Origin of the sequence: Arthrobacter sp. CAL618, from assembly GCF_000468215.1 — a bacterium.
In the GTDB taxonomy this organism is placed as follows: Bacteria; Actinomycetota; Actinomycetes; order Actinomycetales; family Micrococcaceae; genus Arthrobacter_D.
Genome location: NZ_ASZW01000225.1, coordinates 1 through 16,541, shown reverse-complemented (window position 1 = coordinate 16,541; position 16,541 = coordinate 1). Strand labels below are relative to the sequence as shown.

Here is a 16,541-nt window from a genome sequence, read left to right as displayed (position 1 = left end):
CCCGCCCCACTGGCTCCCCCAGCAAATGAGCGGCCAACAGATGAGCATCAACGCTGGGACTGGGCACGCCGGCGTCGTTCAGAAGACCGGTGGCCCGCACCAGGGCGGCGTCGAGCGACTCATCGGAGCGGGGTTGTTCGTTCATGATTCAGCGGACGTTCAGTCGTCCTCGCCAATCGCGTCCAGCCGGGACTGTTCATCCATTTCGATGCCCGCCTGGACCACCGCTTCCAGGTCGCCGTTCATCACCGCGTCGAGGTTGTAGGCCTTGTAGCCGGTGCGGTGATCAGCGATGCGGTTCTCGGGGTAGTTGTAGGTGCGGATGCGCTCGGAGCGGTCCATGGTGCGGATCTGCGATTTGCGGATATCCGAGTTCGCGGCGTCGATCTGCGCCTGCTGGTGGGCGAGGATACGGGACCGGAGCACCCGCATGCCTGCCTCGCGGTTCTGCAGTTGCGACTTCTCGTTCTGCATGGCCACCACGATGCCGGTGGGGAGGTGGGTGATGCGCACAGCCGAGTCGGTGGTGTTCACCGACTGGCCGCCCGGTCCGGAGGAACGGTAGACGTCGATCTTGAGATCGTTCTGGCTGATCTCCACTTCCTCTGGCTCATCCACTTCGGGCAGGATGAGCACTCCTGCTGCCGAGGTGTGGATCCGGCCCTGCGATTCGGTGACCGGGACCCGCTGGACCCGGTGCACGCCGCCTTCGAACTTGAGGCGGGCGTAGACACCCTCCCCCGGCTCGTTGGAGGAGCTTTTGATCGCCATCTGGACATCCTTGTACCCGCCGAGGTCGGATTCGTTGGCAGAAATGATCTCGGTCTTCCAGCCACGCGTCTCGGCGTACCGGGTGTACATGCGCAGCAGGTCGCCGGCGAACAGGGCCGCCTCGTCGCCGCCTTCACCACCCTTGACCTCGATGATGACGTCACGGCTGTCGTTCGGGTCTCGCGGGATCAGCAGACGGCGGAGCCGTTCCTGGGCGGCGGCGAGCTGTTTCTCAAGGACCGGAACTTCAGCGGCGAACTCGGGGTCGTCAGCCATCTCCTGAGCTGCCTCAAGGTCGTCCTTGAGCGCTTCCCACTTGGTGTGCGCGTCGACAATACCGCTCAGCTCGGCGTACCTGCGGCCAAGCTTGCGGGCCAGCACCTGGTCGGAGTGCACTGCCGGGTCGGAGAGCCGTAGCTGCAGCTCGGCGTGCTCATCGAGCAGGTTCTGGATCGACTCAAACATCTGGGCAATTCCTCTTTCGAACGGATTCCATTCAACAGATATAACCCATTTCGGGCGGTTTACCCGTCATTTCTGTTGACTCGGTTGGTTAAGCACAGCCGCCCACGCACCGTCCGGCGAACCGGTNGGTAGGGCGTGGGCGGCGGGTAGCTTGCTAGTCGTCGTCGTTCTTGGAACCCAATGTGGTCTTCTGGACCTGCATCAGGAACTCGACGTTCGACTGCGTCTCCCGGATCTTGTTGGTCAGCAATTCAAGTGACTGCTGTTCGCCCAGTCCGGAAAGGACCCGGCGCAGCTTCCACATGATCTTGACCTCGTCCGGGGACAGCAGCTTCTCTTCGCGACGGGTACCGGACGCGTTGACGTCCACCGCTGGGAAGATCCGCTTGTCAGCGAGGTTCCGGGACAGGCGCAGTTCCATGTTGCCGGTGCCCTTGAACTCCTCGAAGATGACCTCGTCCATCTTGGATCCGGTCTCCACGAGTGCAGTCGCGAGAATGGTGAGCGAGCCACCGTTCTCGATATTGCGCGCGGCACCGAAGAAACGCTTCGGCGGGTAGAGCGCTGCCGAGTCGACGCCACCGGAGAGGATACGTCCCGAGGCTGGCGCAGCCAGGTTGTAGGCACGGCCCAGGCGGGTCATGGAGTCGAGGAGCACCACAACGTCCATTCCCATCTCGACCAGGCGCTTGGCGCGCTCGATCGAGAGTTCGGCGACGGTGGTGTGGTCATCGGCAGGACGGTCGAAGGTCGAGGCAATGACCTCACCCTTCACCGTGCGCTGCATATCGGTGACTTCCTCGGGCCGTTCGTCGACCAACACCATCATGAGGTGAACCTCGGGATTGTTGATGGTGATCGCGTTGGCGATAGCCTGCAGGATGAGCGTCTTGCCCGCCTTGGGCGGGGAAACGATCAAGCCACGCTGGCCCTTACCGATGGGCGCAACCAGGTCGATGACGCGGGGGCCGATCTTCTTGGCCTCGGTCTCGAGACGCAGGCGTTCGGTCGGGTACAGCGGCACCAGCTTGGCGAACTCGACGCGGTCCTTGAGTTCCTCGGCTGGCTTGCCGTTGACCGAGGTCACGCGGATCAGCGCATTGAACTTCTGCCGGGTGTTGTTCTGGTTCTCGCCGTCGCGGGGGGCGCGGATGGCACCCACCACTGCGTCGCCCTTGCGCAGGTTGTGCTTCTTGACCTGGGCGAGGGAAACATAGACGTCGTTGGGACCGGGCAGGTAGCCGGAGGTCCGCACGAACGCGTAGTTTTCCAGGACGTCCAGGATGCCCGCGACGGGCAGCAGGACGTCGTCCTCGGTGACCTCGACGTCGTCGACCTCGGGGTTCTGGTTGCGGTTCCGACGACGATCGTTCCGGTCGTTGCGGTCGCGGAAGCGGTTGCCACGATCATTGCTGTTACCGCGGTCATTACTGTTACCGCGATCGTTGTTGTTGCGATCGTTTCCGCTGTCATCGCGGGAGTTCCGGTTGCGGCGGTTGCGGTTGCGCCCACGCCCGTCGTCTTCCCGGTTCTCGTTGCCGTCATTCCGGTTGTTGGTCCGGTTGTCGTTGCCGTCGTTCCGGTTATCGTTGCGGTTGCGTCCGCCACGGTCAGTGCGGCCGTTCGACTCGTTCTGGTCGTTGGAGTCATTCGACTCTCCGGCGCCCTGGGCGCTCCGGTCAGCGTTGTTACGGTCAGCATTGTTCCGGTCAGCGTTGTTACGGTCAGCGTTGTTACGGTCAGTGCTGTTCCGGTCAGTTCCTCGCGAGGAATCATCCGACGACGACGTCTCGGAAGACTCGGTCGTGGTGCTGTCGGTTCGCTCTTCGCCGCGACGTCCACGCCGGTTTTCCCGGGGAGCGCGGCCACGGCCTCGTTCGCCACCGCTATCGCGGCCAGTGTTCTCACGGCCGTTGGTGTCACGGCCGCCGTTGTCACGGCTGTTGGAGCCGTCTGCGGTCTGCGCATCGTCGCCGGTTGAGGCGGCAGCCGCATCAGCCTGGGTTGCCTCGGCGGCGGGCAGGCTCACGACTCCGTCAGATCCGGCACGCCGGTTCCGGTTCCGGGTGCGCGATGGACGCTCCGTCTGCTCTGCTGCAGCGCCGTCGCTATCCTGTGCCGGCTCGGCTGCAGTGTCAGCGTCGCTGCTGGTGGCACGGCTGGATGAACGGCGCGAAGACCGGGCGGAGCCGTTTGACTGGCTGGCTTCCGACTGTGTGGCACCGTTCCCCTCTGTCGGGGCGGCGTCCTTGGGACGATCCGCTACCGCAGAACCACGCTGATGATCTGAGATGGCCGATACCAGGTCGCCTTTGCGCATCCTGGAACCGCCGGTGATGCCCAACTGACCGGCGAGAGCCTGGAGCTGGGCGAGCTTCAGCCCGGCAAGGCCGGAGCTTTTGGAAGCGGGAGCGTCGGCTGTGCCGGCGTTTGATGTGTCCACACCTGATAACAGGTCAGTGGTTTCAGTCACGAAGGATCCTTCCCCCTCGTCGGGCGGTCCAACTCTGAAGTGGACCGCGTTTGGTTAGCCCCGCCGCCGTCATACATTCTGGTCGGAAAGGGTTCGGTCCTGCCGGAAGAGTCCGACCTGGCCGTGCGTGCTGGGAACCTTCAGAAGTAAGTAGGCTGTCGGTTTATCTTCAAACCGCTGGCACTCTGTCATTCGTGGGAGGTTACACCGGAGGTGATGCGACTGCTGATAACCATGCAGCTTTGCGGCGGTCAAAAGAAAATGACGGCCAGATCAGCAGAAGCACTCAGCTGAACAGTAAACCATCCTGCCACAGTGCGACTGTTTGAAACAGTAACGACAGTTGAGATGGGTCACAGCTCATTTCCGTTGGTGCACCACCAGTTTAGCACCCTCGGGAGCCACGGTCAGCTTTAGGACGCGCCACTCGGTCGAGGAATTCTCGTTGGTTGACTCGTCGGTCAGCGAATGGATGAGCTGTTCAACGGTCCTGGCCTCGGCGTCGCTGGTTGCGAAGGTCATCACCGTTGGGCCTGCCCCGGAAATCACTGCCGGAAACCCCTGCGCCCGCAGTTGCCGCATCAGAGTGGCGCTGGGCAGCATTGCCTGGGCACGGAAATCCTGGTGCAGCGCATCCTGGGTGGCATCCAGCAGGAATTCGGGCTCCCGGGACAATGCGTGCACCAGGAGCGCCGCACGGCCCGCGTTCGAGGAGGCACTTGCATGCGAGACAGACGTCGGGAGCAGCGCCCGCGCCGTCTCGGTCGAGAGGCTGGTGGCAGGAACGGCGGCTATCGGAATGATTGAGGGGTGCACCGGCACCCGGGTACTGCGGAAGACCCTTCCGGTTTCCCAGGAGATGGCCAACGCACCCAGCAGGGCAGGCGCCACGTTGTCGGGGTGGCCCTCAAGGGTCGAGCACAGCTGGAGCAGCCCAGCCGAGTCCATCCTGTCGGCGTCAGGCAGGAGGAAATTGGCGGCCAGCACGGCGGAGACGATCGCTGCGGCCGACGACCCGAGCCCCCTGCCGTGCGGGATCAGGTTCTGCGTCTCCAACTCGAGCCCCGGGCAGCCGAAGCCTGAGCGTTCGAGCGTCTCGATCAGCGTGCGGGCCACCAGATGGGTTTCATCGCCGGGGAGATCCCCTGCGCCCTCGCCGGTCACGGTGACGGTGACGGTGCCGCTGGTGGTGGTCCGCACCGTGACAGTGTCGAACAGCGAAACGGCAAGGCCAAGGGTGTCGAATCCCGGCCCCAGGTTGGCGCTCGTCGCGGGGACGCTGATCGTTGCCGCCTGGCCCGCCGCCACCATCCTGGTGCCGGTGCCCCACCGTTCGGCCGCTGGCGAGGACACCCGTTCACTCACCCGCAACATCCTCAAGGCCCAACGCTGTCGCGACGCTGACGACGTCGAAATCCACTTTGGTGGGCTCGACGTCGGACCCGTCGGCAGCTTTCAACGCCCACTGGGGGTCCTTGAGGCCATGACCAGTCACTGTGATCACGATGGTCTTACCCACCGGCGCCAACCCTGCCGCATGCTTTTTCAGCAGGCCAGCAACACCGGCCGCCGATGCCGGTTCCACGAAGACTCCCTCTCGTGCCGACAGCCAGCGGTGCGCTTCGAGGATTTCCTCGTCAGAGACGGCTTCAATCAGCCCACCGGACTCGTCGCGCGCTGCAATCGCCTGGTCCCAGGAGGCCGGGTTGCCGATCCGGATGGCCGTCGCGATCGTGTCCGGCTCGGTCACCGGGTGGCCCTTGACCAACGGCGAAGCGCCCTCGGCCTGGAAGCCCCACATCACCGGACGCTTGGTGGCGACCGGGGCGAGCACTGTGCTGTCACCGACCAGGTGCGGGTTGGCGTAGGGCTCGGAGTATTCCTTGTAGCCCTTCCAGTAGGCAGTGATATTGCCGGCGTTGCCGACCGGGAGCAGGTGATAGTCGGGGGCGTCACCCAGGACGTCGACCACCTCGAAGGCTGCGGTCTTCTGGCCTTCGATACGCGCGGGATTGACCGAGTTGACGAGGAACACCGGGTACGCCTCGGCAAGCTTACGAGCGACATCGAGGCAGTTGTCGAAGTTGCCGTTGACCTGCAGCAGTTCAGCGCCGTGGGCGATGGCCTGGCTCAGTTTGCCCATGGAAATCTTGCCGTCCGGAACCAGCACTGCACAGGTGATGCCCGCCTGGGTGGCGTAGGCCGCAGCCGAGGCGGAGGTGTTTCCGGTGGAGGCGCAGACCACGGCCTTGGCCCCGGATTCAATCGCAGCGGTAATGGCCATGGTCATTCCGCGGTCCTTGAAGGAGCCGGTGGGATTCATTCCCTCCACCTTGAGGAACACCTGCGACCCGGTCAGTTCGGATAGCGCCTTGGCCGGGACCAACGGTGTCCCACCCTCGCCGAGGGTGATGACCTGGGTGGATTCTGTCACGGGCAAACGATCTGCATATTCGCGGATAACGCCGCGCCATTGGTGAGCCACTTAGGCTCCTTCCACTCGAAGGACACTGGTCACCGAGTTGATCACGGCGAGGTGCTGGATCTGTTCAACTGTTGCGGCGAGGGCCGCTTCGGTAGCGCGGTGGGTGACGATGCGAAGTTCAGCCGTCGCCTGGCCAGGGTCATCCGCGGGATGGATGCTCTGCCGCAGGGTTTCAATGGACACGCCCTGCTCGGCGAACAACTGTGCGATCCGCGCCAGGACTCCTGGCTGGTCAGCGACGTCGAGCCCGATGGAGTAGCTCGTGCGGACTGCGTCGATATTCATGGACGGGACATGGCCGGTGGTGGTTTCGGTCCGGCCGGGACCGCCCAACACCAGGCGGCGCGCAGCGCTGACAACGTCGCCCAGCACCGCGGACGCGGTGGGGGTACCACCGGCCCCCTGTCCGTAGAACATCAGTTCGCCCGCGCTCTCGGCCTCGATGAACACCGCATTGAAGGCACCATGGACTGCGGCCAGCGGATGGTCGCGGGGCAGCAGGGTCGGGTGCACCCTGACGCTGACGCCCTCGGTGCCAGCGCCGTCGGCGTCGTCCCTCGGCAGCAACTCGGCGATGGCCAGCAACTTGATGACAAACCCGGCGTCCTTGGCTGCGGCGATATCCGCGGCGGTCACCTTGGTGATGCCTTCGCAGTAGACGTCTTCCAGGGCAAATCGGGTGTGGAAGGACAGGGACGCGAGAATGGCGCCCTTGGCCGCGGCGTCGTGACCCTCCACATCGGCAGTCGGGTCAGCCTCGGCATACCCCAGGCGCTGTGCTTCGGCCAGGGCATCGTCGAACTGGGCGCCGGTGGTGTCCATCTGGTCAAGGATGAAGTTGGTGGTGCCGTTGACGATGCCCAGTACACGGGTGATGCGGTCACCGGACAGGCTGTCCCGGATGGGCCGCAGAATGGGGATCGCACCAGCGACCGCCGCCTCGTAGGAAAGCTGGACCCTTGCGGCGTCGGCCTTCTCGTAGAGGGTGGGCCCGTCGAGGGCGAGCAGCGCCTTGTTGCCGCTGACCACCGTGGCGCCGTGTTCGATCGACCGCAGGATCAGGGACCGGGCGGGTTCAATTCCACCCATCAGCTCGATCACAATGTCGACGCCCTCGACCAGTGACTCGGCATCGGTGGTGAAAAGTTCGCGCGGCAGGTCGACGTCGCGGGGTGCGTCAATGCTGCGCACTGCAATTCCGGTCAATTCAAGCCGGGCGCCGGTACGCGCTGCCAGCGCGTCGGCGTCCTCGAGCAGGATGCGCGCCACCTGGGATCCCACGTTGCCGCAGCCCAGCAAGGCGATCCGAAGTGTCGACATGGAGTCGGTGTTCGAAGCTGTATCAGATGAAATAGTGTCGCTCCTGCAATCAGTTGGTGGTGCGGGGGATGTCGCGGGCCAGGATGTCGTCCTCGGTTTCGCCGCGCACAATCAGTCTGGCCTGGCCGTTCCGGACTGCTATCACTGGCGGGCGGGCCACCCAGTTGTAGTTGCTGGACAGCGCCCAGCAGTAAGCGCCGGTGCCCGGCACAGCCACCAGGTCACCGGCATCGGTGTCCACGGGGAGGTAGACATCCCTGACCACAATGTCGCCGCTCTCGCAGTGCATTCCGACCACGCGGGACAGCACACCGGAGGCATCCGACGAGCGGGAGGCCAGAACCGCCGAGTAGTCGGCGTCGTAGAGGACCGGGCGGGGATTGTCGCTCATCCCACCGTCCACCGACACATAACGCCGGGGCGCAGTGTCGCCACCCTCGACGTCGACCCTCACGGTTTTGGTCGTCCCCACGGTGTACAGGGTGAACGTTGTTGAACCTACGATCGCGCGACCCGGCTCAATGGAAATCCGTGGGACGCGCAGTCCCAGTCTGGCGCAGGTGGAACGCACGACGTCGGCCATCGCCACGGCGATCTCTGCCGGCGGGCGTGGTTTGTCGGTTTCGATGTAGGCAATCCCATAGCCGCCGCCGAGGTCCAGTTCGGGCAGCTCCACGCCGTGGCGGTCCCGAACGTCCGCCAGGAAGGCGAGCAACCTGCGTGCCGCGAGTTCGAAACCCTCAGGCTCGAAAATCTGTGACCCGATGTGGCAGTGGACGCCCAGCAGGTTGATTGTTTCGTGGCCCAGCGCCGCGGCGACGGCCTGAGCTGCGGGTGAGGACTCGCCGTCGGCCAGTGACAACCCAAATTTCTGGTCCTCGTGGGCGGTTGCAATGAACTCGTGGGTGGAGGCGTGGACACCGGGGGTCAGCCGGAGCATCACGTTGGCGGTGGTGCCGCGGGCGGCGGCGAGGGCTGCCACCCGTTCGAGTTCGGGGAGACTGTCCACCACGATGCGCCCCAGCTTCAGGTCAAGCGCACGGCCCAGTTCGGCGTCGGACTTGTTGTTCCCGTGCAGGCCGAGATGTTCACCGGGAATTCCCGCGCGCATGGCGATGGCAAGCTCCCCGCCCGAGCAGGTGTCAAGGCGTAGGCCCTCTTCAGCCACCCAGTGCGCTATTTCTGTGCAGAGGAACGATTTCCCCGCGTAGTAGACGTCCACTCCCCCGCAGAGGTCGGCAAAGGCGGCGTCGAACGCGTCCTTGAAGCTCCGGGCGCGGGTCCGGAAATCGTCTTCGGACACGACGAACAGCGGCGTGCCGAACTGCTCGGCGAGATCACTGACCCTCAGGCCACTGATGGTGAGCTCGTCACCGGCGCGGTCGACGTCGTGAGCCCACAGGGCGGGGTTCAGCCGGTTGATGTTGTCGGGGTAGCTGAGCCAACCGGGGGCCAGCGGTGAGGCGTTATTCAGGTTCACTTCAGGTCCGTTTCCCATCGTCACATCCGCTCAGGTGCCGATACGCCAAGCAGCCCCAGGCCGTTGGCGAGGACCTGCTGGGTGGCGTTGTTCAGCCACAGCCTGGTGCGGTGCAGGTCGGTGACCGGCTCATCGCCGAGCGGCGCGATGCGGCAGGCGTCGTACCAGCGGTGGTAGGTGCCCGCGATGACCTCGATGTGGCGTGCCACCCGGTGCGGTTCGCGGAAGGCCGCGGCCTGGGCCACCATGCCGGGGAACTGGCCGAGCGCCGCCAGCAGTTCGCCCTCGGTGGGGTGGCTGAGTTCGGAGGCGTCGAACGCGCTCGTATCCACCCCTGCCGCGGCCGCGTTGCGCTCCACCGCGTGGGTCCGGGCGTGAGCGTACTGGACATAGAAGACCGGGTTGTCGTTGGTGCGCCGGGTCAGCAGGTCAAGGTCGATGTCGATGTTCGAATCCGCCGAGAAGCGGGCCAGGGTGTAGCGGGCGGCGTCGACCCCTACGGCGTCGACCAGGTCCTCGAGCGTGACGACGGTGCCGGCGCGCTTGGACATCCTGACGGGGACGCCGTCCTTCATCAGGTTGACCATCTGCCCAATCAGCACCTCGACGGTGTCCGGGTCATCACCGAGCGCGGCTGCTGCTGCCTTGAGCCGGGCCACATACCCGTGGTGGTCGGCGCCGAGCATGATGATGTTCAGGTCGAAGCCGCGGCGGCGCTTATTGACGAAGTAGCCAATGTCGCCGGCGATGTAGGCGGGGGCGCCGTCCGATTTGATGACCACCCTGTCCTTATCGTCGCCGAACTCGGTGGACCGTAACCACCAGGCCCCGTCCTCGAGGAACAGGTTGCCCGAGGTTTTCAGTTTCTCCAGCAGGCCTTCGACGAATCCGTCCTGGAAAAGGGAGTGCTCGTGGAAGTAGACGTCGAAATCGACACCGAAGTCGTGCAGCGACTTTTTGATGTCGCCAAACATCAGGTCGACCCCGAGCTGACGGAACCGCTCGACCGAATCTTCCTGCTCCAGGTCGAGGATGGCTGGATCGAGCACCAGGACCCGGGCAGCGATGTCATCGATGTAGGCGCCGCCGTACCCGTCCTCGGGTGATGGCTCGCCCTTGGCGCTGGCCCACAGCGAGCGGGCAAACCGTTCCACCTGGGCGCCGTGGTCGTTGAAATAGTACTCGCGGGTCACCTCAGCGCCCTGGGACTGGAACAGGCGGGCAAGCGCGTCGCCGACGGCGGCCCAGCGGGTGCCGCCCAGGTGGATAGGTCCGGTGGGGTTGGCCGACACGAACTCAAGGTTGATCTTGGTGCCGGCCATGAGCCCGCTGGTGCCATAGCCGGACCCGGCGTCGACGATTGAGCGGGCCAGTTCACCTGCGGCGGCGGCATCGAGGGTGATGTTCAGGAAGCCTGGACCGGCGATCGCCACGGTCTTGACGCCGTCGAGCTGTTCCAGCCGTCCGCTGAGGAGCTGGGCGAACTCGCGCGGGTTCATCTTCGCCTGCTTGGACAGCTGCAGGGCAATATTGGTGGCCCAGTCTCCGTGTTCCCGGCTCCGTGGTCGCTCCACCCGCACCTCAGAGGGAAGCTCGACGTCGAATTCGCCCGCGGCGACGGCGTCTTTCAGGCATGCGGAAATGGCAGCAGAGAGTTCTTCAGGAGTCACCCATCCAGCATAACGGCGCACGCCGCTGCGGCCATTTCTGTGACGCAGCGGCGCCCACCACACGAGGGCGGGCCAGGGGTTTTCGTCCAGGGGTGCTTCCCTGATAAGCTCAGTGAGTCCCATTTAGGGGCCGGCCTGACCGGCATCCCGCCTTCGTAGCTCAGGGGATAGAGCGTCTGCCTCCGGCGCAGAAGGTCGTAGGTTCGAATCCTATCGAGGGCACAGAACAACCCCCAGATTTCACCGAAATCTGGGGGTTGACTGCTTTAACCGGCCAGGTCTGGCCGTGAGACTCCAGCACTGCACTGCCCCCGCACCCCCGAAGCTGCCCGGTCGATTCGTTGCTGCTGTCTTCGGCTGAAATAGGGGCGATTCAGGACAGCTACTGACCTGGTTGAGGAGTATTTTGGAGCCATGTTGGAAACTTCGGCACGGCTGCTCCACTTGCTTTCCCTGCTTCAGCTGCGCCGCGAGTGGACCGGCTCAGCACTGGCGGACCGGATGGACGTGACCGAGCGCACCGTCCGACGGGACATCGGCAAGCTCCGCACCCTGGGCTATCCCATCCATGCCTCGCCCGGCGTCGCCGGGGGCTACCAGTTGGGCGCTGGCGCGCAGCTGCCTCCGTTGTTGCTCGACGACGACGAGGCACTCGCCGTCGCCCTCGGCCTCAGCGCCGTCACGGCTAGCCCCGTCGCCGGAATCGGCGAGGCATCGGTGCGGGCGCTCACCAAGCTGGAGCAGGTGCTCCCCAGCCGACTCCGACCGCGGTTCGCCGGGCTGCGAAGCGCCGTCACCAGGATGGCGGCGGTGAGCACACCGGTCCGGCCCGAGATCCTCACCGCCCTGTCCGCAGCCATCACCGAACGACGCACCGTGGTGTTCCGGTACTCCCGCCAGGATGGCGAGTCTTCCCGGCGACTCGTTGAGCCCTACCGACTCGTGGACACCGGTAGACGCTGGTACCTGGTGGCTTGGGACACGATGCGTGAGGATTGGCGGACGTTCCGGGTGGACCGGTGTCAGAGCGTTCCGGCGCAGCGGGAGCGCTTCACCCCGCGCCCACTCCCGGCCCGTGATCTCGCCCTGTATGTGCAGCAGTCAATTACGCGTTTCCCGTACCAGTACGACGTCGTCGTGCGGCTGACCGGCAACATCAACGAGGTGTCACAAAAGGTCTCCCCGGATACCGCCGAGCTCCAGAGCGACGGCGAGGAGCACACCCTGATGAGGGCCGGCTTCGACTCGCTCGACTGGCCGCTGATGCATCTGGTGGCGCTGGAGTTCGAGTTCGAGATCCTGGAACCGCCGCAAATGCGTGAGCGGGCCCGGTTGGCGGCGGCCCGGTTGACCAGGGCATCGGGAGATAGTCCTACCGCCTAGAATTGGAACCAATCATGGCACTGACTATCTCCTATCCCCCTGAACTGCCGGTTTCCGAGCGACGCGCTGACATTATGGCCGCGATCGCCGCGAACCAGGTGACGATCATTGCTGGCGAGACCGGCTCCGGCAAAACCACCCAGATTCCGAAAATGTGTGTGGAACTGGGACTCGCCGAAAACGGCCTGATCGGGCACACCCAGCCACGACGCCTCGCCGCCCGCACCGTTGCGGAACGTATTGCCGAGGAGTTGGACGTCAAGGTGGGGGCCGAAGTGGGCTTCCAGGTGCGGTTTACCGGCGAGGTCAGCCGCAGCACCAAGATCAAGTTGATGACCGATGGCATCCTGCTGGCGGAAATCCAGCACGACCGACTGCTGAAAAAGTACAGCACCATCATCATCGACGAGGCCCATGAGCGCAGCCTCAACATCGACTTCATCCTCGGGTATCTGAAGCGGATCCTCCCGCAACGACCCGACCTGAAGCTCATCATCACCTCGGCCACCATCGACCCTGAACGCTTCGCCGCGCACTTCGCGGCCGACGAGGCCGTCAGCGTCAAGCAGCCTGCACCGATCATCGAGGTTTCCGGACGGACCTACCCGGTGGAAATCCGGTACCGCCCGTTGACCCAGCCGGCCGGCGAGGCTGACGACAGCGCCGACCCGGGCGATCAGGAGGAGGACCGCGACCCTCTTGACGCCGTGTGCGACGCCGTCGACGAGCTGGCTCGGGAAGCACCCGGCGACATCCTGGTGTTTTTCTCCGGCGAGCGCGAGATCCGTGACGCCGCCGATGCCCTCCGCGCCCGGGTGCAGGTCAACCCACGGCTGAAGGGCACCGACATCCTGCCGTTGTTCGCCAGATTGTCGCTGCAGGAACAGCACCGGGTCTTCAAGCCTTCCGGCCCGGGACGCAGGATCATCCTCGCCACCAACGTTGCTGAAACCTCCCTGACCGTTCCCGGGATCAAGTACGTGATTGATACGGGTACCGCCAGGATTTCGCGGTACTCTCACCGCACCAAGGTGCAGCGGCTTCCGATCGAGCGGGTGTCCCAGGCTTCCGCCAACCAGCGCTCGGGCCGCTGCGGCAGGGTTTCGGATGGCATCGCCATCCGCCTCTATTCGCAGGAGGACTTCGAGGCCCGCCGCGCGTTCACCGACCCCGAGATCCTGCGTACCAACCTGGCGGCTGTCATCTTGCAGATGACCGCCATGGGCGTCACCCGTGGGCCGAAGGATGTCGCCGACTTCCCCTTTGTTGAGCCTCCGGACTCGAAGGCGATCAACGACGGCGTCACGCTCCTGAAGGAGCTCGGTGCGCTGGAGGCTTCGGGAGGCATCTCGGCAGTTGGCCGAAAACTCGCCCAGCTGCCGGTTGACCCGCGGCTGGGCCGCATGATCGTGGAGGCCGGCCAGCGTGGCTGCGCCAAGGAAGTAATGGTCCTCGCCGCGGCCCTGACCATCCAGGATCCGCGTGAGCGTCCACAGGCCGATCAGGGCGCCAAGCTGCAAACCGCGACAGCAATGCACAAACGGTTCCTCGACGAGAATTCGGACTTCACCGGATACCTGAACCTGTGGCGGTACCTGCAGGAACAGCAGAAGGAACTGTCGTCGACCCAGTTCCGCAAACTGTGCCGCAACGAGTTCATCAACTATCTGCGGGTCCGCGAGTGGCAGGACCTGTTCGCCCAGCTTCGCCAGTTGGCCAAACCGCTGGGGATCACCCTCTCGCCCGACCCCGTCGATCCGGTGGGCAATGACACCGCAATCCATATCAGCCTGCTCGCGGGCCTGCTCAGCCACATCGGCCTCTATGATCAGCGCAAGCGTGAGTATGCCGGTGCGCGGGGTACCCGGTTCGCTGTGTTCCCCGGCAGCGCTTTGTTCAAAAAGTCGCCCGACTGGGTGATGGCGGCCGAATTGGTGGAGACCTCACGGCTCTGGGCGCGGGTGGCCGCCAAATTCGATCCCCTCTGGGCCGAAGACGTGGCGCCGCACCTGGTGAAGCGCAGCTACAGCGAGCCGCACTGGTCCCGGAAGATGGGGGCGGTGATGGCCCATGAGAAGGTCACCCTGTATGGCGTCCCGATCATCCCGCAGCGCCGGGTCAACTATGGGCGGATCGACCGCGAGGTTGCCCGCGACATGTTCATCAGGCATGCCCTGGTCGAGGGCGACTGGAAAACCCACCACAAATTTTTCCACCGCAACAAGGCACGCCTCGCTGAGATTGAGGAGCTGGAAAACCGGCTGCGCCGCCGCGACCTGATGGTCGACGATGAGACCCTCTTCGAGTTCTATGACGCCCGCGTGGGGCCCGAGGTGGTGTCCGAGCGGCACTTCGATTCCTGGTGGAAGGACACCCGTCACCGCCAGCCGGACCTGCTCGACTTCCTGCCCGGTGACCTGCTCGCCGAAAACAGCGACCTGGACGAATCAGCGTTCCCCAAAATCTGGCACCAGGGAAGCTTCGAACTGCCGCTGAGCTATGAGTTCTCCCCCGGTGTGCAGGGCGCGTCCGACGGCGTGACGGTGAAAATTCCCGTGGTGTTCCTGAACCAACTCGACGCCCGGCCGTTCCACTGGCAGATTCCGGGGCTCCGGGTGGAACTGGTGACAGCCCTGATCAAGTCGCTACCCAAGCAGGTCCGCAAGAACTTCATCCCCGCCCCCGATGTGGCGCGCAGCGCCGTCGCTGCGCTGCACACCGACTTCGACCCGGCACGCGACGACCTTGAGGAGTCCCTGGAACTGGTACTCCGCCGGTTGAAGGGCCACGTCATTGCCCCCGGGTCGTGGAACCGGAGCGTCCTTCCCGAACACCTCCTGATGAGCTTCCAGGTGATTGACGGCCAGGGCAAGATCCTCGACGAGGGGACCGACCTTGCCGCCCTGCAGGAACGACTGGCGCCGCAGACACGCCGCGCGATTGCCGAATCCCTCGGTGCCACACCCGCTACCACCCGGCCGGCAAAGGCACCCGCCCGCGCGACGTCAGCAGCAAAGTCCCAACCGGCGAAGTCCCAGCCAGCGCATCCCGTGGGCATCGGGATCACCGAGCGGTCCGGCCTGACGTCGTGGACGTTTGGCGACCTTCCCCGGCAGGTGACCCGGCTGGTGAACGGACACACGGTGACGGGCTACCCGGCGTTGACCGACGAGGGTACCGCCGCCGGACTCGCCGTCTTCCCCAACCCGGCCGAGCAGGGTGCGTCAATGCGCGACGGAGTGATCCGACTCCTCGTGGTGCGCGTTCCCAGCCCCGCCAAGTATGTGCTGGAGCATCTCAGCAACGCCGAGAAGCTCACCTTCAGCCAGAACCCGCATGGCAGCGTTGCGGGACTGATCGAGGACTGCACACTCGCGGCGGTCGACAAGCTGACCCCCGAGGCACTGCCCTGGACCGAGGCCGAGTTCAACTCCCTTTACGAAACCGTGCGGGCCGAACTCATCGACACGGTCTTCACTGTCACCGCCACGGTTGAAAGGATCCTGTCCAGCACCCGCCGGATCGAGAAGCAACTCAAGGGCTCCACCAGCCTCGCCCTGATCACCGCGCTGAACGACGTCCGGAGTCAGCTGGAACAGCTCGTCTACCCGGGGTTCGTGGCGAAAACCGGCTACACCCAGCTCAGTCACCTGCCCCGCTACCTGACCGGCATTGAGACCCGGGTCGCCAAGCTGGCCGGCAACGTGCAGCGCGATTCGCTGGGCACGGCTGTGGTCCAACGCCTGGAGGACGAGTACGACGACGCCGTCGCCGCCCTCGTTCCCACTGGCCGGAAGACGCCTCCCGCGTTGCTGCGGGTGCGCTGGATGCTCGAGGAACTGAGAATCAGTCTGTTCGCGCAGGAGCTCGGCACCGCGTACACCGTTTCGGAGAAGCGGATCCGTGCGGCCATCGGCGAGGCCATGGCCGCGCAGCGCACCGGGGTGGGCTCGACCGGGTAGCTAAAGGCTGCCGCTATCCGTCGGTTGGTACGTGCTCGCCGTGCCCGGCCGACCGCAGGGCTCCCCGCAGCGCGTCAGCGTTGGCGTCGAGCCGGGCCGGATCCGGGTTGTGGTCGACCGCGTGAACGTCGAAGTCGCTGGCGCTCTGCGTCGGCCAGACATGGACGTGCAGGTGCGGTACCTCGTACCCCTCCATCAGCACTCCCACCCGTTTCGCCGAGAACGCGGTGGTTTGCGCCTTCGCGATGGTCTGGGCGACCGCCATCACCTTGCCCAGCAGCTCAGGTTCCGCCTCCACCCAGTGCGCCACCTCCTGACGGGGCAGCACCAGGGTATGCCCGTCGGTGAGCGGAGCGATCGTGAGGAACGCGACGACGTCGTCGTCCTTCCAGACGAAGCGCCCCGGAATGTCGCCGTCGATGATCTTGGTGAACAGGGTACTCATGCAAACTCCTTCAGTTCCGGATCGAGTCAACCCAGATAACGGGTTTCACGTCGAAAATCGGCTCTTTGTGTTGACTCGATGGTGGGG

At 64.9% G+C, this 16,541-nt stretch carries 10 protein-coding genes and 1 tRNA gene; 3 read left to right on the top strand and 8 right to left on the bottom strand.

The window, feature by feature from the left end:
* Positions 1 to 159: 159 nt before the first annotated feature.
* From prfA to argS, 7 genes are all read right to left on the bottom strand, one after another.
* A complete protein-coding gene (prfA, locus tag K728_RS0113455; RefSeq protein ID WP_024477036.1) occupies positions 160 to 1,236 on the bottom strand; it encodes a peptide chain release factor 1 in 1,077 nt (358 codons plus the stop codon).
* A 154-nt stretch (positions 1,237 to 1,390) separates the two neighbouring features.
* A complete protein-coding gene (rho, locus tag K728_RS0113450) occupies positions 1,391 to 3,709 on the bottom strand; it encodes a transcription termination factor Rho (RefSeq protein WP_024477035.1) in 2,319 nt (772 codons plus the stop codon).
* A gap of 360 nt (positions 3,710 to 4,069) precedes the next feature.
* Positions 4,070 to 5,074, bottom strand: coding sequence for a homoserine kinase (gene thrB, locus K728_RS0113445; protein ID WP_237742149.1), 1,005 nt, complete (start codon positions 5,072 to 5,074; stop codon positions 4,070 to 4,072).
* On the bottom strand, positions 5,067 to 6,194 hold the full coding sequence (gene thrC / locus K728_RS0113440) for a threonine synthase (protein ID WP_024477033.1): 1,128 nt from the start codon (positions 6,192 to 6,194) through the stop codon (positions 5,067 to 5,069). The genes thrB and thrC overlap by 8 nt, the downstream gene beginning before the upstream one ends.
* Complete coding sequence (locus K728_RS0113435; protein ID WP_024477032.1) at positions 6,195 to 7,514, bottom strand: homoserine dehydrogenase; 1,320 nt, start codon at positions 7,512 to 7,514, stop codon at positions 6,195 to 6,197.
* A gap of 49 nt (positions 7,515 to 7,563) precedes the next feature.
* Positions 7,564 to 9,012, bottom strand: a complete 1,449-nt coding sequence (lysA, locus tag K728_RS0113430; protein ID WP_035748137.1) for a diaminopimelate decarboxylase — start codon at positions 9,010 to 9,012, stop codon at positions 7,564 to 7,566.
* Positions 9,013 to 9,014: 2 nt separating this feature from the next.
* Entirely contained in the window at positions 9,015 to 10,664 is a 1,650-nt protein-coding gene (gene argS, locus K728_RS0113425) for an arginine--tRNA ligase (protein ID WP_024477030.1), read from the bottom strand.
* Between the two features lie 149 nt (positions 10,665 to 10,813).
* Between argS and K728_RS0113420 the strand changes: the two genes are divergently transcribed.
* The 3 genes from K728_RS0113420 (at position 10,814) to hrpA (ending at position 16,009) form a co-directional block, all read left to right on the top strand.
* Positions 10,814 to 10,886 (top strand) — tRNA-Arg (locus K728_RS0113420).
* A 192-nt stretch (positions 10,887 to 11,078) separates the two neighbouring features.
* On the top strand, positions 11,079 to 12,047 hold the full coding sequence (locus K728_RS0113415; protein ID WP_024477029.1) for a helix-turn-helix transcriptional regulator: 969 nt from the start codon (positions 11,079 to 11,081) through the stop codon (positions 12,045 to 12,047).
* Between the two features lie 14 nt (positions 12,048 to 12,061).
* The gene (hrpA, locus tag K728_RS0113410) at positions 12,062 to 16,009 is read left to right on the top strand and encodes an ATP-dependent RNA helicase HrpA (RefSeq protein WP_024477028.1); all 3,948 of its coding nucleotides are present in this window, start codon (positions 12,062 to 12,064) and stop codon (positions 16,007 to 16,009) included.
* Positions 16,010 to 16,022: 13 nt separating this feature from the next.
* Here the strand turns inward: hrpA and K728_RS0113405 are convergent, their stop codons facing one another.
* Entirely contained in the window at positions 16,023 to 16,454 is a 432-nt protein-coding gene (locus K728_RS0113405) for an HIT family protein (RefSeq protein ID WP_024477027.1), read from the bottom strand.
* Between the last annotated feature and the right edge of the window lie 87 nt (positions 16,455 to 16,541).